Origin of the sequence: uncultured Xanthomonas sp. (assembly GCF_964278005.1) — a bacterium.
GTDB lineage: Bacteria > Pseudomonadota > Gammaproteobacteria > Xanthomonadales > Xanthomonadaceae > Xanthomonas_A > Xanthomonas_A sontii.
Window position 1 is genome coordinate 209,487 of the sequence record NZ_CAXYKF010000006.1, and the last position, 21,092, is coordinate 230,578.

Below are 21,092 nucleotides of genomic sequence, written 5' to 3' on the forward strand. Positions count from 1 at the left end.
CGCCACGCGCGTGGTGTGCCGCGCGCCGCGCGCGTTCATGTGATGGTGGTGCCGGCGACCCGGTTGCGGCCGGCGCGCTTGGCCGCGTACAGCGCCTGGTCGGCGGCCAGCACCAGGGTCTGCCAGGACGCCTGCGCCCCGGGCGACAGACAGTAGCCGATGCTCACCGTGCACACCAGCGGCGCCTCCGGCGCGGCATCGATCTGTTCCTGCTCGATGCGCCGCCGCAGGCGTTCGGCGAGATCGCGCACCGACGCCTCGTCGCCCTGCGGAATCAGCACCATGAACTCCTCGCCGCCGATGCGCGCCAGCAGGTCCGGCATGCGGATGTGCTGCGTCAGGGTCTGCGCGATGGCGACCAGCACCTGGTCGCCGACCGCATGGCCGAAGCGGTCGTTGATCGCCTTGAAATGGTCCACGTCGATCATCAACACCGCGATCGACGCCCGCTTGCGTGCGGCATCGAGGGTCGCCGCCTCGCCGCGCTCCCACATCACCCGGCGGTTGGTGACCCCGGTGAGCGGATCCTGCGAGGCGTGCCGCCGCAGTTCCGCGTTCATTTCGCGGGTCAGCATCCACAGGAAGCCGGGGGTGATGCTGGCGGTCAGCACGATGCGCGAGAGCAGGCCGAAGTTGGTGGTCGGGTCGTAGCTGGTATCGACGTCGGGATGGACGGCCCACCAGACCACCCGCAGCCCGACCATGCCGGCCCACAGGAAATGGAAGACGGCCGTGAAGCGCGCCGGCGTGCGCACGGTGCTGTCGGCATGGCGCCACAGCGCCACCGCGGTGGCCAGGGTCAGCATGCCGCGTACCAGGCCGCCGAAGATCACCATGATGCGGTGATCGAGGCCTGTGTAGTGCAGGCTGTAGAGTTCCAGCACGCAGAGCAGCGCGACCGGGACCAGCAATGTCCACTGCAGCAGCGGGCGTCGCAGGTAGGCGTTTACCGCCAACAGCGTCAGTGCGGTGGCCACGTCGAGGGTGACGTTGCCGGCGGGCGCGACCCAGACGTCCATGTAGTGCCAGGCCGGCGCCAGCAGGGTGCCGAAGCCCAGGGTGAACACGGCGTAGCTCAGCGTCAGCAGCAACAGACTGCGGGCGTGCCGTTCCTTGCGGCCGGTGACGTACAGCGCCAGGAACATCGCCGAGGACACCGCCGCGAGCAATGCGTTGACGATCAGCAAGGTGCCGGCATGGGCCAGATGCGCAATCCATTCCACAGATGTTCCGGGCCGCAGCGGCGATGAGGTGTTGCAGATGCAGCAAAGTATATGCCAGTGCCAGTGTCGGGCAGCCGACGCGGCATGCGCGATCGACGCTGAAAACGATTACGGCCCGCCTTCGGGCTTGGCGCTGCTTGGCCTCACAGCCGGTACTGGCGCATCAGCGGGACACCGATGCGCCGGGTCAGGGCGCCGAGCGCGGCGATCGGCTGGCGTCGCCGCAGCGGCAGGTGGCGCGCATCGACCGCGCTGTACTCGATGACCGGCATGCCGCCGCGCTGGCGCTTGAAACTGGCCGCGCCGGCGCTCTGGTTGAGGCGCTGGCCATACCGTCGCGCATGGTCGATGCCGCAGGCGGTGAGGGTGCGGTACAGCGCCAGCCGCTGCGGCAGCTGCAGGTCGTAGCCGACGATCGGTGCGGTGACGGTGCCGCCGACGCCGAACAGGCCGGTGATGCAGACCAGTTGCCCGTCGCCGTCGCGGAAGCCGTCGAAGCGCAGCAGCCCGGCGCGGTGCCAGGCGCGCAGGAAGCCGGCGTGGTAGGCCGGATTGCAGTGCGAATATTTCTCCAGATACAGCTGCGCATACAGCGCGGCGATGCGCGGATAGTCGGCCTCGCCGATGGCGTCGTTGCCGCAGCGCTGCAGGTCGCGGCGCTCGACCAGTTTGAGGTCGCGGGCCAGGTCGCGATGACGCAACAGTCGCGGCCAGTCCTCGTACAGGTAGACCTGGCGGCTGCCGATCAGGGTGAAGCCTTCGGCCTGCAGCGCGTGCAGCCACTGCGGCGTATCCACCGCGTTGAGCGAGCGGAACCACAGCGCGTGGTCGGGCCAGCGCGCGCGTGCGACATCCAGCAACGCGCGCAAGCCGCTCGGCGGCAGCGGCGGGTACAGGTTGGTGGACAGCAGCCAGTTGTTGAGGGTGACCGCGCGGTCGATCCGTGCCCAGTCCAGCCAGGCGCCGATGCCGCCGCACAGGCCGCGTACCGGCGCGGCCAGCGTGCCCGGCAGCAGCCGTGCGGCCTCCTCGGCAGCGTAGTCGGCGTAGGTGGTGCGCGGCGAGCACACCCAGGCGTTGCCGGGGTGGCGTTCGCCGACCGTCACCGGCAGCGCCAGGTCGCCCGCCTGCAATACCTCGATGCGCGCATGTGCGTTGTCGGCCAACTGCTGCGCGTCGCCGCCGGCATGCAGCGCGGCGAAGCGTTGCAGCTGCGTGGCGTAGTCGGCGGCTGCGGCGGCGGCGTCGCCATGGCTCATGGCGGCGGCAGTGCCTCGCCGTCCCACTCGGTATCGCGGGTGGCGGCCTCGCGCACGCTGCAGCGTTGTGCCAGCGCCAGGCGCGCGTGGCTGCCCAGGTCGCACAGCGTGCCGACCAGCGGCCAGCGGTCGCCGCGTGGCGCCAGTACGTCCTCGGCGCGCGCGTAGTCGCGGCGCCACTGTCGCAGCCGGCCCTGGCCCAGCGCCGCCGGCAGTGCCACTCCCAGCATCAGCGTGCCCAGCATCGCCGCGCGCTCGTCGGCCGGGCGCAACGGCGCGGGCGCTGCGCCCGCGTCGCCGCACAGCAAGGCCACCAGCGGATCGGTCGCGGCGAACAGGTGCAGGCCGCTGGTCGCGCGCGGATTGCATTCGATCACGCTGCAGCGCCCTTGCGCGGACACCATCCAGTCGAAGGAAATCTGCCCAGTGAAGCGCAGCGCCTGCACCAGTTGCGCGGTGAAGCGCTCGATCTGCGGATCCGGCGCCGCGTCGAAGTAATAGCTGGAGCTGCGCCGCAGCCGATAGCGCGGGCGGTACACCGCATGCGCCAGCAGCACGCCGTCGCGCGCCAGCGCATACGAGCAGCGCTCCTCGCCCTCACAGTAGCGCTGTGCGACCCAGTCGCCCTGCGCGGGCAGCGGCGTGGCATCGGCGGTCACACCGTCCGGATAGAGCCGCACATGCACGCCGAAGCGCGAGAATTCCGGTTTCAACACCAGCGGCGTGTCGCCGGCCCACTCGCGCGCCTGCACCAGGTTGCGCACGCGCACGCTGGCGGGCACGTCGATGGCGCTGTCCAGGCCGCGCGCCAGTGCCATGAAGGCGTACTTGCTGTGCAGCGTGCGCAGCGTGTCGAAGTCCTGCAGCGGCAGGTGCAACTGCGTCGGCAGCGCGCCGCGGTAGCGGGCCAGGTAGAACACTTCCTCGCAGGTCGGCACCAGCACGTCGATGCGCTGGCGGGCGAGCACGCCATTGAGATCGGCCAGCCAGGCGCGCGGCGCATCGCGTGCCGGGGCGACGCGGTGATGCGCGGTCACCGCGCGCGACCAGCCGGAGATGCGACTGGCGACGCTGTCGGCCAGGTGCACCCGCCAACCCTGCGCGGCGAAGCGGCGCGCCAGGTCCAGGGCGACCGGCGCGCGTGCGCCGGTGATCAGCACGCCGGGGGCCTCAGCCATGCGGGTGCTCCGCCGGTGCCGGCCGCCATTGCCGACAATGCGAGGGCACCAGGCGCAAGCCCGGCTCGGCCTGGCGCAGCGCATGCAGCCGCGCCAGGGTGTCGCGATAGACGCGATGCTCGCCGAGCAGGTGGGTGACCAGGGCTGGCGGCGGCGTGCCGTCGGCGAGCGCAGCGCTGGACCAGGCCGCATCGGCGATCAGGAACACCGGGCCGTGCGCGTCCTCGAACCACAGGCCGTAGTGGCCGGGCGCATGTCCGGGCAGCGGCACCAGCAGCACGCTGTCGTCGCCGAACAGGTCGCGCGGCGTGCCGAAGTCGCGCAGCGCGGCGGGCGGCAGCGCCGCGGGCAGCGCCTCGATCCAGTGCATGCGCGGGCGCGCGCCGTGCAGCAGTGCCGGCAGGAAACCTTCGCGCAGCGCGGCCAGCCGGCCGCGGCGCTGCAGATCGTCCCAGGCCTTTTGCGCGCAGGCCAGGCGCGCGTGTGGGAAATCGGCGACGCCGCCGACGTGGTCGCCATGGAAATGCGACAGCACGATCCAGCCGATGCGGTCCGCATCCACGCCGTCGCGGGCGAGTTGTTCGCGCAGCGATTGCCCGGGTGCCAATTGCACGGGCGTCAGCCAGCGGTACAGGCGTTCGGGAAAGCGCGCGGTGGCATCGAAGAAATGACGGGCGTAGCCGGTGTCGAACAACAGGTCGCCCTGCTGCGGATGCTGCAGCAGGGCCGCCAGCGCCGGAAACGGACATGGCGCCAGCGGCGCGCCGCGGCGCGTGGCGCGCTCCGGATGCGTGCAGTGACCGGCTTCGTACAGCCGCCACTGCAGCCTGGGTACGCTCATGGCCGCCCCAGCGCGGCCAGCCCGGCCTCGGTCGACAGCACGGGCGCATAGCCGAGTTCGCGGCGGGCGCGGCCGATGTCCAGCGTCTGCGAATAGCCGAGCACGCCGATACCGTAGCGGCTGAGCCGCGGCTCCGGCTGCCCGCGCCGGCGCAGCGCGATCTGTTCGCCGAGCGCGGCCAGCGCCAGCGCCGGCCCGCGCGGCACCGACAGCAGCCGTACGCGCAGGCGCAGCACCGCGAACAGTTCGGTCAGCAGGTCGCGCACCACGATCGGCACGCCGTTGCTGATGTTGTAGGCGCGGCCATCGACGACGTGCTCGGCGCGCAGCGCGGCCAGTGCCGCGGCCACCGCGTTCTCCACGCAGCACACGTCGATCATCGCGCGGCCGCCGTTGACCAGCGGGAACCAGCCGCGCTGCGCCACCGCCAGCAAGCGCGGCACGATCGCGTTGTCGCCATGGCCGAACACCGCGCGCGGGCGCAGCACCACCGCCGGCAGTCCGGCCGCGGCGGCGGCGCGCACCTTTTCCTCGGCTTCCCACTTGGTCTGTGGGTAGCCGCCGATCCAGCGCGCCGGCGGGGTGAAGTCTTCGGTGATCTGGTATTGATCGGCGAAGCGGAAGTAGATGCTGGGCGAACTGAAGTGCACGAAGCGGCGCACGCGTGCGGCCAGCGCGGCGGCGAGCAGGCGTTCGGTGGCGACCACGTTGGCCAGGCGGAAGGTCTCGGCGCTGGCCCAAGGTGCCGACAACGCAGCGCAGTGGATCACCGCATCGCAGCCGCGCAGCAACGGCGCCAGGTCATCGCGACACAGCTCGGCGGGCACGACCTCGATCCGCGGATCGCCAGCGAAGGCCGCCAGCTTGGCGGCGTCGCGACCGCTGGCGCGCACCGCTACGCCGGCATCGGCCAGGGCGCGCACGATGTAGGCGCCGATGAAGCCGGACGCGCCGGTGACCAGGACGCGTGCCATGTCAGTAACGCAACACCGCGCCGCCGAACGCCAGCCCGGCGCCGGAGCCGACCAGGCCGATCAGGTCGCCGCGGACGATGCGGCCGCTGTGGATCGCCTGGTGCAGCGCACTCGGAATGGAGGCCGCCATCTGGTTGCCGCGCTGGCCGATCACCTCGATCAGCGCGTCCGGCGCCAGCCCCAGCGCCACGCGCAGGTGACGCAGCGCCTTGGCGCTGGCCTGGTGCGGCACGATCCGCCGCAGCTGCGCCAGATCGACCCCGGCCTGCGCCAGCAGCCGCTGCAGGAAACCGGGCAGCTTCGCCGCGGCGAGGCGATAGGTGGCGCGGCCGTTCATTTCGAATTGCGAACCGGCGCGCAGCGCCTCGACACCGTGATCCAGGCGCAGGCGGGTGCCGCCGGCGCGCACGCGGCAGTGGTCGATGCCTTCGGAATAGGTTTCCAGCCGCGCCGCCAGCAATTGCGAACCGCTGGCGCCGTCGTCGGCGCCGAGCACCACCGCGGCGGCACCGTCGCCGAACAGCGGCGCGGTATCCGCATCGTCCGGATTGAGGCCGACGCTGGCGATCTCGCTGGAGACGATCAGCACGCGGCGATGGCGGCCGGCGGCGATCGCGCAGGCGGCCAGGTCGAGCGCGGCGATGAAGCTCAGGCAGGTGGCGTTGATGTCGAAGGCGGGGATGCCGCTTCCCTGCAGGCCCAGCCGCGCGTGCAGCAGTGCCGCGCTGCACGGGATCGCCTGTTCCATCAGGCTACAGGCGCTGATCACGCAATCGACCTCGTGCGCCTGCAACTGCGCCGCCTGCAGCGCCGCGCGCGCGGCGCGTTCGCCCATGAACATGGCCGGCTCGTCGGCGCCCGCGTAGTGCCGCGTGGCGACCCCGGTATGCCGCAGGGTCCAGCCGGCGGGCTTGCCCCAGCGCCGGTCGAAGGCCTCCGCCGGCACCTGCTGCGCGGGCAGATACTCGCCCGTGCCGAGGATGCGCAGCGCGATGGGCCTGCTGGTGTGGACGCTCATCCGTAAAGCTCGCACAAGGGGCGCGCAGCGTACTGCCAGCGGCTCGGCGCCGGCAACCGTTCTTGCGAAGATCGCGCCGCTGTCTGCGGCTGGCGACCTCAGACAATCCTCAATCGCGCGGCGACCTGGCGAAATACGTGGGCGCTTCGACAAAGCCTTCGCGCCGATAGAAGGCGTGCGCGCGTTCCCGCCGGCTGTGGCAGTGCACCTCCAGGCGGTCGCAGCCGCGCTGCCGCGCCAGCGCCTCGCCCTCTGCCAGCAAACGCTGTCCCACTCCGGCGCCGCGCGCGCGATCGTCGACGCAGAAATAGCTGATGCGGCAGATGTCGCCGGCCAATGCCAACTGCGGCAGAAAGTGCAGCGACAACACACCCAGGATGGCGTCCCCTGCGGCGGCCAACAGCAAGGCCGCGTCCGGATGTGCCAGGAGCTGCGCCAAGCGCGCCTCGATGAAGTCCTCGGTTCCGGCGTAGTCCAGTGCCGCCATCAGCGTCACGATCGCCTGCCGGTCCGCCATTGCCGCGTTCCTGATGTCCAGGGTGCCGTTCTCGCGCATTTGCAGACAGTAGGAAGTCGCCCGCGTCGGGCGCAACCGCTTTGCCGACCCGACGCAATCTGTGCGGAAATGGGCGGCGCGTTAGCGCCCGCGACGCTGCCCGTACCAGAAGCCAAGTCCGTCGCGCGAGCGCAGCAGGCTGCGGCCGCGGCGCAGCAGGCGCAACAGCAGCCCCAGGTGCTCGCGCTTGCTGAAGCTGCGCAGCTTGCGGTCGGAGGTGTGCACCGGCTCGCGCAGGATCACGAAGCGTCCCTGCCGCGCCAGTGCGCGGCTCAGCGCCACGTCCTCGCCGGCGTAGTAGCGCTCGTCGAAGCCGCCGGCGGCGACGAAGGCGCTGCGCGTGCAGAACAGGAAGCAGCCGGGGGCGATGCCGGTGCAGCGGAACAGCCAACCGAACAGCGCCTGGGCCATGCGTTCGTGCCAGGCGATGTCGCCGAGCAGGCGCACCTGCGCGCCGCCGCCGACCGCGCCGGTGCCGAGCGCGCGCAGCGCCGCGGCCAGCAGCGGGGTGTTGACCCGGGTGTCGGCATCGACGAACAGCAGATGGCGGCCGCGGCTGGCGGCGGCGCCGGCATTGCGCACGGCGGCGATGTGCCGCAGTTCCACCTCCAGCACCTGCGCGCCGTGCCGGCGCGCGATCTCGGCGGTGCCGTCGCGGCAGGCATCGGCCACCACCAGCGTCTCGCAGTCCAGCCGCAGCGCCTGGGCGGCGACATGCAGCGAGGCCAGCGTGTCGCCGATCAGGGCGGCTTCGTCGTGCGCGGGGACGATGAAGGAGATCACCCCCGCATCATGCGGGGCCGGGGCGGCGCGGGCAATCGACCCGCGCCGCGGCCGGGGGCGCGGTTCAGCCCTGCAGCGCGCCGCGCGAGGCGGCCGGGTAGCGATGGCCGGCGGCGGCGTCGGCCGGGAAGATCGCCTCGATCTGCGCCAGTTCCTCGGTGCTCAGCTTCACCTGCAGCGCGCCCAGGTTCTCTTCCAGGTAGGCCAGGCGCTTGGTGCCCGGGATCGGCACCAGGTCCTCGCCCTGCGCCAGCACCCAGGCCAGCGCCAGTTGCCCCGGGGTCACGCCCTTGGCCTGCGCCAGCTCACGTACCCGCTCCACCAGCTGCAGGTTGCGGTCGAAGTTCTCGCCCTGGAAGCGCGGCGAATGGCGCCGGTAGTCGTCGGCCTCGAAATCCTCCGGCGAGCGGATCGCCCCGGTCAGGAAGCCGCGGCCCAGCGGCGAGTACGGCACGAAGCCGATGCCCAGCTCGCGCACCGTCTCCAGCACGCCGTCGTGTTCCGGGTCGCGCGACCACAGCGAGTACTCGCTCTGCAGCGCGGTGATCGGATGCACCGCGTGCGCGCGGCGGATGGTGGCCGCGGCGGCTTCGGACAGGCCGAGGAAGCGCACCTTGCCCTGTTCCACCAGCCGCGCCATCGCCCCGACCGTGTCCTCGATCGGCACGTTCGGATCCACCCGATGCTGGTAGTACAGGTCGATGTGGTCCACGCCGAGTCGGCGCAGGCTGGCCTCGCAGGCGGACTGCACGTACTCCGGGCGGCCGTCGATGCCACGCGCGGCCGGGTCGTTGGGGTCGAGCTTGATGCCGAACTTGGTCGCCAGCACGACCTGGTCGCGGCGCCCGGCCAGCGCCTTGCCGACCAGCACTTCGTTGGTGTGCGGGCCGTACATGTCGGCGGTGTCGATGAGGCTGACGCCGTGCTCGATCGCGGCATGGATGACCGCGATCGAGGCGGCGTCGTCGCTGCGGCCGCCGTAGAACGCGCTCATGCCCATGCAGCCGAGGCCGAGGGCGGAGACGCGGGGGCCGTTGCGGCCGAGGGTGCGGGTTTGCATGGAGGATGCTCCTGAGGGGGAGGGGAGGGAAAGCGTGGCCGCCGGGCGGTTCGCTCAGGGTGAGGACGGGCCCAGCGTGTCGCGGGCGACGGCCAGGGCGTTGAGCGCGGTCGGGAAGCCGACGTAGGCGTACAACTGGTCGAGCACGGCGAAGATCTCCGCACGGCTGGCGCCTGCCGCCTGCGCGGCGCGCAGGTGCAGACGCAATTGCGGTTCGGCTTGGCCGAGGCTGGCCAGCACCGCGACCGTGACCAGTTCGCGGGTCTTCAGGTCCAGCGCGCTGTCGGGCCGGTAGATCTCGCCGAACGCGATGGCCGCGCCGCGGCCGGTGAGCGCGGTGTCCGCGTCGTCGGCCAGGGCGCGGATCGCCGCGCCCTGCTGCGGGCCCATCAGCGCGGCGATCTGCGCGATGCCGGCCGCTTCGGCCTCGGCCAGGGTCATGTTGCTCGGCAACGCGTTCGCGATGGATGCCATGGAATGGTGCTCGTGTGCGAAGGGGCAGGACGCCGCGCTCAGCGCGGCTGGATGCGGGTGCCGCCGCTCAGCAGCGCCTGCGGGTTGGGCGAGGCCAGGAAGTCGTGCGGGAAGCCCAGTTCGATCGCGCTGGCGGCATCCAGCCGCTGCAGCGCCTCGGCATCCAGGTGCAGGGTGAGTGCGCCCAGATTGTCCTGCAATTGCGCCACGCTGCGCGCGCCGACGATCGGCATCGCCCCGCGCGCCAGCAGCCAGGCCAGCGCCACCTGCGCCGGCGAGCGCTGCAGCTCGGCGGCCAGCGCCACCACCGTCTCGGCGACCGCCAGCGCGTGTTCGTTGAAGGTGCGTTGCGAATGCGCGACCTCGGCGCGGCCCACGCCATCGACCTGCGCGCCGCCGGAGGCGGCCGCGCGCACCCGTGCCAGATCGGCGGCGCCGTACTTGCCGGTCAGCACGCCCATCGCCAGCGGCGACCAGGCCAGCACCGACATGCCCAGCGCCTCGGCCATCGGCACCAGTTCGCGCTCGACCGTGCGCTGCGCCAGCGAGTACTCGATCTGCAGGGCGACGAACGGCGTCCAGCCGCGCAGGTCGGCCAGGGTCTGCATGCGCGCCACCTGCCAGGCGGGGGTGTCGGAGATGCCGGCGTAGAGGATCTTGCCGGCGCGCACCAGGTCGTCGAAACCGCGCATGATCTCGTCGATGCCGGTGGTGCCGTCCCAGGCATGCAGGTACAGCAGGTCCAGATAATCGGTGCCCAGCCGCGCCAGGCTGGCGTCGACCGAGCGCAGCAGCGCCTTGCGGTGGTTGCCGCCGCCGTTGGGGTCGCCGGGGAAGGGATTGAGCGCGAACTTGCTGGCGATCACCAGGCGGTCGCGGCGGCCGGTGACGAAGCGGCCGAGCAGGGTCTCGGCGCTGCCGTTGGTGTAGATGTTGGCGGTATCGAGGAAGTTGCCGCCGGCATCGACATACAGGTCGAACAGGCGGCGTGCCTCGGCTTCGTCCGCGCCCCAGCCCCAGTCGGCGCCGAAGGTCATGGTGCCCAGGCACAGCGGGCTGACGCGCAGGCCGGAACGGCCGAGCAGGCGGTAATGGTCGAGGGCCATCGCGGCGATCTCCAGGTGAGGGTGCGGGGCACTGTAGGCGCCGCGTCGCCCTGGATAAATCCTGGTAATCCGCATGGGCTTTGAAGCTGTGCTACACAATGACCGGCGCCTGCCGCGTCTGTCCTCCCTTGCTGCCCGCCCGCCATGCACCGTCCCTCGCCGCTGTCCGCCGTCGTCGCCTTCGTCCGGGTCGCCCACCATGGCAGCTTCACCCGCGCCGCCGCCGAGCTGGGCGTCTCGCCCTCGGCGCTGTCGCAGACGCTGCGCGCGCTGGAGGCGCAGCTGGGCGCACGCCTGCTCAACCGCACCACCCGCCGGGTCGGCCTGAGCGAGCATGGCGAGCGCTTCCTGCAGCGGGTGGCGCCGGGCCTGGCGCAGATCGATGCGGCCTTCGCCGACCTGGATTTCCTGCGCGACCGCCCGGCCGGCACGCTGCGCATCAACCTGCCGCTGGTGGCCGCCGAGCAACTGGTGTGTCCGCACCTGCCGGCGTTCCTGGCGCGCTATCCGGAAGTCAGCGTCGAGTTGTATTCGGACCGGACCCTGGCCGACATCGTCGCCGGCGGCTTCGACGCCGGCATCCGCCTGGGCGAGAGCCTGGCGCGCGACATGATCGCCGTGCCAGTGGGCCCGCCGCAGCGGCAGACGGTGGTGGCCGCACCGGCCTACTTCGCCGCGCATGGGACGCCGCAGACGCCGGCCGAACTGGCCGAACACGATTGCATCCGCTGGCGGCGCACCGACGGCCGCCTGCAGGCCTGGGAGTTCACCCGCGACGGCCACGATTTCCTGGTCGAAGTCGCCGGGCGCCTGGTGGTCAACGACACCGCGGTCGGCCTGGACGCCGCGCGCCGTGGGCTGGGCCTGGGCCAGGCGTTCGAATGGCAGGTGGCCGCAGACGTCGCCGCCGGCCGCTTGCAGCAGGTGCTGGACGACTGGCACGCGCCGTTCGCCGGCTGGCACATCTACTACCCGGCGCGCGAGCACCTGCCGCCGAAGCTGCGCGTGTTCATCGACCATCTGCGCGCGGCGCATGCGGTGGGTGGCCCGGCATAGCGCGACGGTGCTGGCCGAGGGCCGGCGCATGGCGAGATCGGGATGCAGAGAACACGCGGCAGCGCCGCAGCGCGAGGGCATTGTCCCCTCGAAGACGCGCCCGACCGGCAAGGCCGGGCGCCGCAGGGGCATCGCCTCGCCCGGAGACCGCTGCGATCGCGATGCAGGGTGCCGCCCTTTGCGGGCGGCACCGCCGGGCTCAGCCCTTGAGCTTGGCCGCGAACTCGGCCACGCGCTTGCCGAGCAGGCGCGCGGTCTCCAGGTCGCCGCTGCGCGGCGCCTCGTCCGGCGAGGCGTCGGACGGCGAGATCGCCAGCGCGCCGCCGGAGCCGGCGGTCCAGTTCACGTCGTCCGGGCCATGCGCCTTGGTGTTGGACGGCAGCAGGCCGGTGCCGACCCATATCTGGCCGTGCTGCTGGGCCAGGGTCCAGAAGTATTCGATGGTGGCGAACTTGTCGCCGTTGACCGAGGCCGAGTTGGTGAAGCCGGCGGCGATCTTGTCCTTCCAGGCCTGCGCGAACCACGGCTTGGAGCTGGCGTCGGCGAACTTCTTGAACTGCCAGGCCGGGCCGCCCATGTAGGTCGGGCTGCCGTAGACGATGGCGTCGGCCTGGCCGATGGCCTCCCAGGCGCCGTCGGGCAGGTTGCCGTCCTGGTCGATGCGGTACAGCGTGGCTTCGCCGACGCTGGCGGCGCCGGCGTGCACGGCCTCGGCCTGCTTGACGGTGTGGCCGTAGCCGCTGAAGTAGACGATCGCGATCTTGCTCATGCGCGGACTCCTGAAGGTGAGGGGAAAAGCGCGGGCATTGTGCGCATGCGCGGCCGCCGCGATCAGCGCCATCGGCGGGATGTTGTGTCCGGTCCGCGCGCCGCGGTTCAGCTCTCGGCCGGGGAGCGCATCGTGCGATCGATGCCCACTTCGACCAGGTAGTCGATGAAGCTGCGCACCTTCGGCGCCAGGTGGCTGCGGCTGGCGTACACCGCGTAGACGCCGATCGGTCCGATCTCATGGTCGGGCAGCACCCGCACCAGGCGGCCGTCCTCCAGCGCCGCTTCGGCCATGAAGTCCGGTTGCACGGTGACGCCCATGCCGGCGATGGCCGCCTCGCGCAGCACGTCGCCGCAATTGGCGCGCAGGGTGCCGGCCACCCGCACCTGGGTCGCCCCGTCGGGGCCGTGCAGGGTCAGGTCGTCCTGCACGTAGCTGTAACTGAGGAAGGCATGGCCGGCGAGGTCGGCGGCCAGCTGCGGGGTGCCGGCACGCGCCAGGTAGTCCGGCGACGCGCACAGGAACGCCTGCACTTCGCCGAGCTTGCGCGCGATCAAGGTGGGCGCCACCTGGCGGGTGATGCGGATCGCCAGGTCGTAGCCTTCCTCGACGATGTCCACCAGGCGGTCGGACAGCGACAGATCGAGGGCGACCTGCGGATAGCGCGCGCTGTAGCCGGCCAGGCGCGGACCCAGCCGGGCGACGCTGAAACTGAACGGTGCGTTGATCCGCAGCGTGCCGGAGGGCGTCAGCGCCTGCTCGCCGACCGCCGCCTCCATGTCGTCGAACTCGGCCAGCAGCAACTGGCAGCGCTGGTAATACGCCGCGCCGACACTGCTCGGGCTGACCCGGCGGGTGGTGCGGTTGAGCAGGCGCGAGCCCAGGCGCTGTTCCAGCCACGCCACCTGGCGGGTGACGCTGGCGGTGGAAATGCCCAGCGCGTCGGCGGCGGCGTTGAAGCCGTTGCGGTCGACCACGGCGACAAAGACCCGCATCGCCTCCAGCGTGTCCATTGTTTCGGTTCCTGAAATGGATCGTCGGCGGCAGGGTAATTTATTCCCGCAGATGGCGGAAATACCCTGGTCGTCTGCACGAACGCCCGGCGCTGGCCGCGCGCGCCACCGTGCCGCCCCCCACTGTGGAGACCTGCCATGGCGCGTTTGCCTTCCCTGTACATCTCGCACGGTTCGCCGATGACCGCGCTGCAGCCCGGCCTGGTCGGCACGCGGCTGGCCGAACTGGCGGCGACGCTGCCGCGGCCGCGCGCCATCGTGCTGGCCTCGGCGCACTGGCTGGGCCGGCGGCCGCTGGTCGGCGCCGCGGCGCAGCCGCAGACCATCCACGACTTCGGCGGCTTCCCGCAGGCGCTGTACGCGATGCAGTACCCGGCGCCGGGCGCGCCGGCCGTGGCCCAGCAGGTCGCCGAGCTGCTGGCGCAGGCCGGGCTGGCGCCGGTGCTGGACGAGCGTCGCGGGCTGGACCACGGTGTGTGGGTGCCGCTGTCGCTGCTGTACCCGCAGGCCGACATCCCGGTGGTGCCGCTGTCGATCCAGCCGGAACTCGGGCCGGAGCACCACCTGGCGCTGGGCCGCGCACTGGCGCCGCTGCGCGAGGACGGCGTGCTGGTGATCGGCTCGGGTAGCATCACCCACAACCTGCACGACTTCGGCCGCTACGCCGAGGGCAAGGAAGTGCCCTACGTGCGTCCGTTCATCGAATGGACCGAGCAGGCGTTGCGCCGCGACGACGTGCCGGCGATGCTCGACTACCGCCGGCAGGCGCCGTTCGCCGAGCGCGCGCATCCCACCGACGAGCACTGGCTGCCGATCTATGTGGCGATGGGTGCGGCCGGCGCGGACGGGCTGGGCGCGCAGCGCATCGATGCGGGGATCGACGCCGGCCTGCTGGCGATGGACATCTACCGCTTCGACGGCGCCGCAGCGCGCGTGGCGGCCTGAACGCCAGGAGATCGACCTGAGCGGTTCATCGCGGTGAAGGCCGCAGCGCATCCGCGTCTCACCGTTTGAGACGCGGACCCGGCATCGTCGGCCGGTGAATACCCTCGAAAAACTCGCCGTGCTCGCCGACGCGGCCAAGTACGACGCGTCCTGCGCCTCCAGCGGCGCCGACAAGCGCCATTCGCTGCGCAGCGGCGGCATCGGCAGCACCGAGGGCATGGGTATCTGCCATTCGTACACGCCCGACGGGCGCTGCGTGTCGTTGCTGAAGATCCTGCTGACCAACTTCTGCGTCTTCGACTGCGCGTACTGCGTCAACCGCGTGTCCAGCAACGTGCGCCGCGCGCGCTTCACCCCGGCCGAAGTGGTCAAGCTGACCCTGGATTTCTACAAGCGCAACTACATCGAAGGCCTGTTCCTCTCCAGCGGCATCATCCGCAACAGCGACTACACCATGGAGCAACTGGTGGAAGTGGCGCGGCAACTGCGCGAGGAGCACCGCTTCGCCGGCTACATCCATCTCAAGACCATTCCCGACGCGGCGCCGGAGCTGCTCGCCGCCGCCGGCCGCTACGCCGACCGGCTCAGCATCAACGTGGAGCTGCCGACCGAGCGCGGCCTGGCGCAACTGGCGCCGGAGAAGAACGTCGGCGGTATCCGCGCGGCGATGGGCGAGTTGCGCTGGCGCATCGAGGAGAGCAAGGAAGCACGCAAGGCCGAGGCGCGGGTGCGCGCCAAGCCGCCGCGTTTCGCCCCGGCCGGACAGAGCACGCAGATGATCGTCGGCGCCGACGGCGCGGACGATCGCGCGATCCTGCACACCAGCCACAATCTCTACGGCAACTATCGCCTGCGCCGGGTCTATTACTCCGCGTTCAGTCCGATTCCCGACGCCTCGGCCAAGCTGCCGCTGCTGGCGCCGCCGCTGCAGCGCGAACACCGCCTGTACCAGGCCGACTGGCTGCTGCGGTTCTACGATTTCTCGGTGGAGGAGATCGCCCCGCCTGCGGCCAGCGGCATGCTCGATCTGGACGTGGACCCCAAGCTGGCGTGGGCGCTGCGCAACCCGGAGCGATTCCCGGTGGATCTCAACACCGCCGCGCGCGAACTGTTGTTGCGCGTGCCGGGGCTGGGCACCCGCAACGTCGAGCGCTTGCTGCTGGCGCGGCGGCATGCGCGGCTGCGGGTCGAGGATCTGGCGCGGCTGCGGGTGCCGCTGAAGAAGTTGCTGCCGTTCGTCAGTGTGCTGGACCACCATCCGCGGCAGCGGCTGGACGATCCGCAGCGGCTGCGTGCGCAACTGGCGCCGGCACCGCGGCAGGGGGGCTTGTTTGATTGACGCGGTGGGGTGGGGTGTTGCCATGCTTGCTGCAACGGCAACGGCAACGGCAACAGCAAAGGCTTTCGCGCCTACGGGCGCGAGTGACTTTTGTCTTGGCAAAAGTCACCAAAACCGCTCCCGCCTGACACGAGCCGGTGCGATACGGCCGCACCGGTCCCCTGCGCTCCTCGCGGCGAGCGGCACGGCGCCCAAACTCGCTTCGCTCAAACAAGGGCGCCTCTTCGGCCGCTCGCCACTCCGGTGCTCGGCTCGCTTTAAGGCGGGAAGTTTTAAAAGCAACATCACGAGCAACAGCAACAGCAACAGCAACAGCAACAGCAACATCTGCACGCGCGGCGATGGTTGCGGATGCTGTGTTGGCGGTTGTGTTGCTGTGTTCTGCATTCGTTTCGGTGAGCTGATGCGTGGAGCGGTGCATGTTCCAGGCTGAGGTGGCGCCGCCGTGGAGCCTGGAGGCGTGGCGGGCGGTGGCGCGGGCGGCGTGGTGCGCGCAGGTGGCGCCGGAGACGCTGGCCTGGGACGGCGATGCGCAGGGTGGGCTGCTGGTCGGGACCGACGTCGCGATGTTGCCGGCGCAGGTGCCGCCGCCGCGGGTATCGGCCGAGTTCCTGGCGCTGGCCGGTGCGGTGCTGTGCCATCGCGATCCGCAGCGGCACGCGCTGCTGTACCGCCTGCTGTGGCGCATCGCCGGCGGCGAGCGCGCGCTGCTGCAGCGGGTCACCGATGCCGACGTGCACCGCGCCCAGCAATGGGCGCAGGCGGTGCGCCGCGACAGCCACAAGATGAAGGCGTTCGTGCGCTTCCGCGAGGTGCCGGGCGAGCAGGAGGCCTACATCGCCTGGTTCGAGCCGGAACATCACATCGTCGATCGGGTGGCGCCGTTCTTCGCGCGGCGCTTCGCCGGGATGCGCTGGGCGATCCTCACTCCGTACCGCAGCGTGCGCTGGGACGGCGAGACGCTGCAGTTCGGCGCCGGCGCCCAGCGCGCCGATGCGCCGGCCGACGATGCGCAGGACACGCTGTGGCGCACCTACTACGCCAACATCTTCAACCCGGCGCGGCTCAATCCGACGATGATGCGCCAGGAGATGCCGCAGAAATACTGGAAGCACCTGCCGGAAGCGCAACTGCTGCCCACGCTGATCCGCGACGCCGGGCAGCGCGTGCGCGAGATGGCCGAGCGCGCGCCCGAGCCGGTGCGGCGGCGCATTCCCGCGCCGGCACCGGCGCCGGTGGTGGCCGCCGACGACAGCCTCGACGCGCTGCGCGCGGCGGCGCGCGACTGCCGCCGCTGTCCGCTGTGGCAGCCGGCCACCCAGACCGTGTTCGGCGAAGGTCCGCAGGATGCCGCGGTGATGGTGGTGGGCGAGCAGCCTGGCGACGAGGAGGACCTGAGCGGGCGTCCCTTCGTCGGCCCGGCCGGGCGCTTGTTCGACCGCGCGTTGCAGGAGCTGGGCGTCGAACGCGCAGGCCTGTACGTCACCAACGCGGTCAAGCATTTTCGTTTCGAGCAGCGCGGCAAGGCGCGGCTGCATCGCAATCCCGAGCGCGCCCATGTCGAGGCCTGCCGGATGTGGCTGGCCGGCGAACTGGCGCGGGTGCGTCCGCGCATCGTGCTGTGCCTGGGCGCGACCGCGGCGCGCGCGGTGCTGGGAAGCGGCTTCAAGCTGATGGCCCAACGTGGGCAATGGCAGGCGCTGGACGACGGCACCCGCGCCCTGGCCACCGTGCATCCGTCGTGGGTGCTGCGCCAGCGCGGCGGCGAGGCGGGCGTGGCCGCCTACCAAGGCTTTGTGGATGACTTGCGTGTGCTGGCAGCGCAGGTGCCGATGCCGCACGCAGGCGGTGCTGGCGACTGACGGTACGTGCGCGTGGTCCGGGCATTGTCGGCGTGGCGCGCGATCGCCGTTGGCTGCATGGACGTGCAAAACGGGGACGGCCGTAGCCGCCCCCGCGATGCCAATGCACCCCCCGACGCGTGCTTACGGCATCAAAACCTTGTCCACCACGTGGATCACGCCATTGCTCTGCATCACGTCGGCGGTGGTGACGTGCGCCGTGTTGCCCTTGCTGTCGGTGAGCGTGACCTTGCCGCCGCGGGTCTTGGCGATCAGCGTTTCGCCCTGCACGGTGGTCAGCTTGGCGCTGCCGCCGCCGGCCTTGATCTGCGCCAGCAGTGCCGCCGCATCGAGCTTGCCGGGGACCACGTGGTAGGTCAGCACCTGGGTCAGCTTTTCCTTGTTCTCCGGCTTGAGCAGCGTGTCGACCGTGCCGGCCGGCAACGCGGCGAAGGCGGCATTGGTCGGTGCGAACACGGTGAACGGGCCGGCGCCCTTCAGCGTGTCCACCAGGCCGGCGGCCTTGACCGCGGCGACCAGGGTGGTGTGATCCTTGGAGTTGACCGCGTTGTCGATGATGTCCTTGGTGGCGTACATCGGCGCGCCGCCGACCATCGGATTCGGCTTGGCTTCGCTCATCGCGGCGTGGTCGTGCATCGCGGCCTGGCTGGGGGCGGCCATGGCGGGCAGGGAGACGAGGCCGGCGAGGGCCAGGGACAGCAAGTGGATCTTCATGGGCTTGCTCCTTGAAAGGGATGCGCGGCCAGTCGGCCGTGCACCTGTCTTTACGCGGCCTGCGCCGCCGCGGTTGCATCACGCCGTCCAGATAATGCTGAACAGAAGAGTTGGCGGGTACCGCCGCTCGCATCCAGGGCGGTTCAGGCGAGTGCCCTGTCGCACGGTGGTGCAGCTCTAAGGTCGGGCAGCGCTGCGGCGAATGGTCTACCCGAGTGCAGGTAGTGCGTCATTGTCGGCCTGCATCGATGAGATCACCGACACTGAGAAGGGATGTCCATATCCTCGAATTGGGCTGCCAATGGCAGAACGCCAGCCTCAAACCTGGCGCCACGCAAGTCGCATTTCTTGAATTTCGCATCGGCAAAGATGCAGTTGATGAATGTCGATGCTCTGAATTCGACTCTGTCAAAGACAGCGCCGGTAAAATCGCAGTCTATGAATTTTACCCGGCGGCCGCCGTACTCCACTCCGCAAGATCCACCGGAAAATCTGGCTTTGACGAAATCGGTTTTTTCGCAGATCGCATCATCCATGTTGATCACAAGCTTGCTTTTTGAAAAGTTGCAGTTTTTTATTTCCGATCTGCACAAAAGGGCTCCGTTCAAGCTGGCACTTTCGAAGCTGACATTCATGAAGGAACTATCGTTCGCACTTCCCGATATTTTCGAGTAAGACAGGTCGGTGTTGCTGATCCTCGATTCGAAGAGATTTGCGGCTTTTAACTGCTCCAGGATGGCAGATGGGCCGATGCTGATGCCGGAAAGATCAGCGTCGCGAATGATCGGTCGTCCAGCCGCGATCGAATCGATGCTGTCGATGATGCTCGCCAGATATTCATGGTTTCGCCATTTGGCGGTTGTGTTTTTCATGGGTGGCCGCCTCGGCGATGAATTGGCGGCATGCTATCTGCCATGCCGTTATGGTTGAGCGCGGCTGCAGCTTCGGACGCGCCGCGACGTCCGCACCCTGAGTGGCTGTCGGGCTCAGGGTCCAGGACCGATGATCGGTGTGTCGGAAATGTTTGTCCTGTTGGTTGGCCGGGATCATCCCGGCGATGCCGTTCTCGGAACGTCGCTTTGCGCTGCCGGCACGCGCTGGAGGGCCAAGGCGCGCCGGCTCAGCGGCGCTGCAGCACATAGCTGTTCTCGAAGCCGTGGGCGCAGCCGAGCACATGGAAGTCGCCGAAGTAGCCGGCGGCGCGCAGCAGGTCCACCGCGGGACCGACCTCCGGCGAGTATTCCCAGTCGCCGTAGTCGTCGAACACCACGAACCCGCCGGAGACCACGCTCGGCCCGTACAGCAGGAAATCCAGCAACACGTTGCGCCCGGTGTGGCCGCCGTCGATGTGCAACAGCGCCACCTTCGGCTCCATGGCGTAGAAATGTTCGGCGCAGAATTCGGAATAGCCGCGGATGAAGCGCGCATTGGGCAGCAACTGCTGCCGATAGTGGTTGAATTCCTCGAACTGATTCGGCAGCGCGAACGGATCCATGCCGATCACCCGGCGCTGGCGGCCAGACACCTCGTTCATCAGCACCAGCGACTTGCCCTTCCACACCCCGATCTCCACCAGATCGCCCGGCACGCCCTCCAGCAGCAGGCACAGATAACCCAGCAGCCGCACATGGTCGTGGAAGGACAGCTCGCGTCGCTCCATCGCGTGCTCGGCCGGCAGGCCGGCCTGGGCTTGGACGAAGTGGTCGCCGATCAGGTCCCAGATCCGCGGAATGCTGCCTTCGGCCGCGTGTTCGTCGATGAAGCGGTTGAGTTCCTGGATGGTGAGCATGCGGTCTCCGGCCGAATGCGCCGGTCCGTCACCGGCGCTGCAGTCGGATAGTAGCTCCAGCGCTGCCCCGGACGCCGCCATTTTGCATATGTCATGCCGGCGAGTGCGCCAAGTGCTGCCGGAGCATCCTGTAGGCGACGCACGCTCATGCCCGGCAGGGCCGTCGCGAGCCGTCGCCGTTCACACTGACTGGCAGCGCGCTCCCCTACGCCGGAAGGGATCAATAGGGTGGGTATTGGCCACAAATCAGGTTTTGCCCGGCATCCCTTCCCTTGGCGACGGTCGATTCTGTGGGTGCGTGGCCTTCGCCAACCGCGATCCGGTCCTAGTCGATCAACTGGAAGCCGCTGGTTTCGCCAGTGCAACGCGATCGGCATCTGCCGTCGACCGGGATGCAAGGACATGCCAAATCAACCGCACGATCACATGTAGAGAGAGGATGACATGAAGTACTACCACTACGGCCCAATGTCGATTCTGAGCAAGGTGAAGCGACTGGGCGGCAGCAAGGGATGGGAGTTCATCGAAAGCGCGCAGGATCAGTCGGAAGGAAAGCCGAAAGCGTGCTATGTCACACGCCTTTCGCCGGCGCAACTTGCCGACAACAGTAACCCGGTGGCGCGGGTGCTGGGCCTGAAGGCGACGCCGGGCGATCGCTGGCTGTGCTTTGAGATGGACTTGCCCGATGCCTGGGAAGAAAAAGGGGCTGCCGTGCTGGTCACGCCCATCAAGGGGGACAGAGGCAAGCAGGGAATCGCCCTGTTTCTTACCAAGCAAAACGGCTACGACGCGAGTATCGATGAAGGCGTGGACCCACGTAGCGACTACATCTATATCAATCGTGCGTACTGCACGCAAATATGGACCATCAGTACTGGCACGGGGAAAGGCAAGGCATTCGAACCCTACAAGCCGTAGTCGATCCGGTTCTGCGCCTGCTCGCTGCGCACGTTTTCGGCACGATGCGTGCGTGCGCGCATTTTGCGGACGCAGGGAGCGATGTGCCGTCGTTCCGCACCTGTGTTGCGTCAGGGAACATGGACGGATCGTGCGCCGCTGGGCGCGATGCAGCCAGCGAGACAATGCGGCCGTGCGGCCACCATCGGTCGGTGACACACCGGGGGCGTCCATAT

Annotated in this window: 21 protein-coding genes; 5 read left to right on the forward strand and 16 right to left on the reverse strand. The window is 69.8% G+C overall.

Going from position 1 to position 21,092, the window contains the following annotated elements:
• Positions 1-35 precede the first annotated feature (35 nt).
• The 11 genes from ACHWVH_RS03295 to ACHWVH_RS03345 all read right to left on the reverse strand — a co-directional run bounded on the left by ACHWVH_RS03295 (position 36) and on the right by ACHWVH_RS03345 (position 10,472).
• The gene (locus ACHWVH_RS03295) at positions 36-1,223 is read right to left on the reverse strand and encodes a diguanylate cyclase (RefSeq protein ID WP_394686673.1); all 1,188 of its coding nucleotides are present in this window, start codon (positions 1,221-1,223) and stop codon (positions 36-38) included.
• A 143-nt stretch (positions 1,224-1,366) separates the two neighbouring features.
• Complete coding sequence (locus ACHWVH_RS03300) at positions 1,367-2,482, reverse strand: hypothetical protein (protein WP_394686674.1); 1,116 nt, start codon at positions 2,480-2,482, stop codon at positions 1,367-1,369.
• Complete coding sequence (locus ACHWVH_RS03305; protein ID WP_394686675.1) at positions 2,479-3,660, reverse strand: ATP-grasp domain-containing protein; 1,182 nt, start codon at positions 3,658-3,660, stop codon at positions 2,479-2,481. The genes ACHWVH_RS03300 and ACHWVH_RS03305 overlap by 4 nt, the downstream gene beginning before the upstream one ends.
• Complete coding sequence (locus ACHWVH_RS03310) at positions 3,653-4,501, reverse strand: MBL fold metallo-hydrolase (RefSeq protein WP_394686676.1); 849 nt, start codon at positions 4,499-4,501, stop codon at positions 3,653-3,655. The genes ACHWVH_RS03305 and ACHWVH_RS03310 overlap by 8 nt, the downstream gene beginning before the upstream one ends.
• The gene (locus ACHWVH_RS03315) at positions 4,498-5,475 is read right to left on the reverse strand and encodes an NAD-dependent epimerase/dehydratase family protein (RefSeq protein WP_394686677.1); all 978 of its coding nucleotides are present in this window, start codon (positions 5,473-5,475) and stop codon (positions 4,498-4,500) included. The genes ACHWVH_RS03310 and ACHWVH_RS03315 overlap by 4 nt, the downstream gene beginning before the upstream one ends.
• A 1-nt stretch (position 5,476) precedes the next feature.
• Positions 5,477-6,493, reverse strand: a complete 1,017-nt coding sequence (locus tag ACHWVH_RS03320; protein ID WP_295927480.1) for a 3-oxoacyl-[acyl-carrier-protein] synthase III C-terminal domain-containing protein — start codon at positions 6,491-6,493, stop codon at positions 5,477-5,479.
• Positions 6,494-6,602: 109 nt separating this feature from the next.
• Complete coding sequence (locus ACHWVH_RS03325) at positions 6,603-7,049, reverse strand: GNAT family N-acetyltransferase (RefSeq protein WP_295927484.1); 447 nt, start codon at positions 7,047-7,049, stop codon at positions 6,603-6,605.
• A gap of 81 nt (positions 7,050-7,130) precedes the next feature.
• Positions 7,131-7,832, reverse strand: a complete 702-nt coding sequence (locus tag ACHWVH_RS03330; protein ID WP_267092965.1) for a glycosyltransferase — start codon at positions 7,830-7,832, stop codon at positions 7,131-7,133.
• A gap of 64 nt (positions 7,833-7,896) precedes the next feature.
• A complete protein-coding gene (locus ACHWVH_RS03335) occupies positions 7,897-8,892 on the reverse strand; it encodes an aldo/keto reductase (protein WP_295931820.1) in 996 nt (331 codons plus the stop codon).
• Between the two features lie 54 nt (positions 8,893-8,946).
• The gene (locus ACHWVH_RS03340) at positions 8,947-9,366 is read right to left on the reverse strand and encodes a carboxymuconolactone decarboxylase family protein (RefSeq protein ID WP_394686678.1); all 420 of its coding nucleotides are present in this window, start codon (positions 9,364-9,366) and stop codon (positions 8,947-8,949) included.
• Positions 9,367-9,404: 38 nt separating this feature from the next.
• Positions 9,405-10,472, reverse strand: a complete 1,068-nt coding sequence (locus tag ACHWVH_RS03345; RefSeq protein WP_295935199.1) for an aldo/keto reductase — start codon at positions 10,470-10,472, stop codon at positions 9,405-9,407.
• A gap of 144 nt (positions 10,473-10,616) precedes the next feature.
• On the opposite strand from ACHWVH_RS03345, the gene ACHWVH_RS03350 reads away from it, so the two are divergent.
• Positions 10,617-11,528, forward strand: coding sequence for a LysR substrate-binding domain-containing protein (locus ACHWVH_RS03350; RefSeq protein WP_394686679.1), 912 nt, complete (start codon positions 10,617-10,619; stop codon positions 11,526-11,528).
• 199 nt (positions 11,529-11,727) lie between these two features.
• Here ACHWVH_RS03350 and ACHWVH_RS03355 read toward each other — a convergent pair whose 3' ends face one another.
• Complete coding sequence (locus tag ACHWVH_RS03355; RefSeq protein WP_043091462.1) at positions 11,728-12,297, reverse strand: flavodoxin family protein; 570 nt, start codon at positions 12,295-12,297, stop codon at positions 11,728-11,730.
• Positions 12,298-12,404: 107 nt separating this feature from the next.
• Positions 12,405-13,310, reverse strand: coding sequence for a LysR family transcriptional regulator (locus ACHWVH_RS03360; RefSeq protein ID WP_017909607.1), 906 nt, complete (start codon positions 13,308-13,310; stop codon positions 12,405-12,407).
• 138 nt (positions 13,311-13,448) lie between these two features.
• Here ACHWVH_RS03360 and ACHWVH_RS03365 point away from each other — a divergent pair, with 138 nt between their 5' ends.
• The 3 genes from ACHWVH_RS03365 (at position 13,449) to ACHWVH_RS03375 (ending at position 17,456) form a co-directional block, all read left to right on the forward strand.
• A complete protein-coding gene (locus ACHWVH_RS03365; RefSeq protein ID WP_148828025.1) occupies positions 13,449-14,255 on the forward strand; it encodes a class III extradiol ring-cleavage dioxygenase in 807 nt (268 codons plus the stop codon).
• 94 nt (positions 14,256-14,349) lie between these two features.
• Positions 14,350-15,594: a putative DNA modification/repair radical SAM protein gene (locus ACHWVH_RS03370; RefSeq protein ID WP_017914786.1), complete on the forward strand. Its 1,245-nt coding sequence runs from the start codon at positions 14,350-14,352 to the stop codon at positions 15,592-15,594.
• A 419-nt stretch (positions 15,595-16,013) separates the two neighbouring features.
• Positions 16,014-17,456: a UdgX family uracil-DNA binding protein gene (locus ACHWVH_RS03375; protein ID WP_267100587.1), complete on the forward strand. Its 1,443-nt coding sequence runs from the start codon at positions 16,014-16,016 to the stop codon at positions 17,454-17,456.
• Positions 17,457-17,579: 123 nt separating this feature from the next.
• Here the strand turns inward: ACHWVH_RS03375 and ACHWVH_RS03380 are convergent, their stop codons facing one another.
• The 3 genes from ACHWVH_RS03380 to ACHWVH_RS03390 form a co-directional block, all read right to left on the reverse strand.
• Positions 17,580-18,170, reverse strand: coding sequence for a fasciclin domain-containing protein (locus ACHWVH_RS03380; protein WP_017911977.1), 591 nt, complete (start codon positions 18,168-18,170; stop codon positions 17,580-17,582).
• Positions 18,171-18,424: 254 nt separating this feature from the next.
• Positions 18,425-19,042 carry a pentapeptide repeat-containing protein gene (locus ACHWVH_RS03385; protein WP_267085660.1) on the reverse strand — a complete coding sequence of 206 codons (618 nt, stop codon included), beginning with the start codon at positions 19,040-19,042 and terminating at the stop codon, positions 18,425-18,427.
• A gap of 248 nt (positions 19,043-19,290) precedes the next feature.
• A complete protein-coding gene (locus ACHWVH_RS03390) occupies positions 19,291-19,959 on the reverse strand; it encodes a class I SAM-dependent methyltransferase (RefSeq protein WP_017914793.1) in 669 nt (222 codons plus the stop codon).
• 444 nt (positions 19,960-20,403) lie between these two features.
• Between ACHWVH_RS03390 and ACHWVH_RS03395 the strand changes: the two genes are divergently transcribed.
• Positions 20,404-20,877, forward strand: coding sequence for a hypothetical protein (locus ACHWVH_RS03395; protein WP_267124091.1), 474 nt, complete (start codon positions 20,404-20,406; stop codon positions 20,875-20,877).
• Positions 20,878-21,092: the final 215 nt, after the last annotated feature.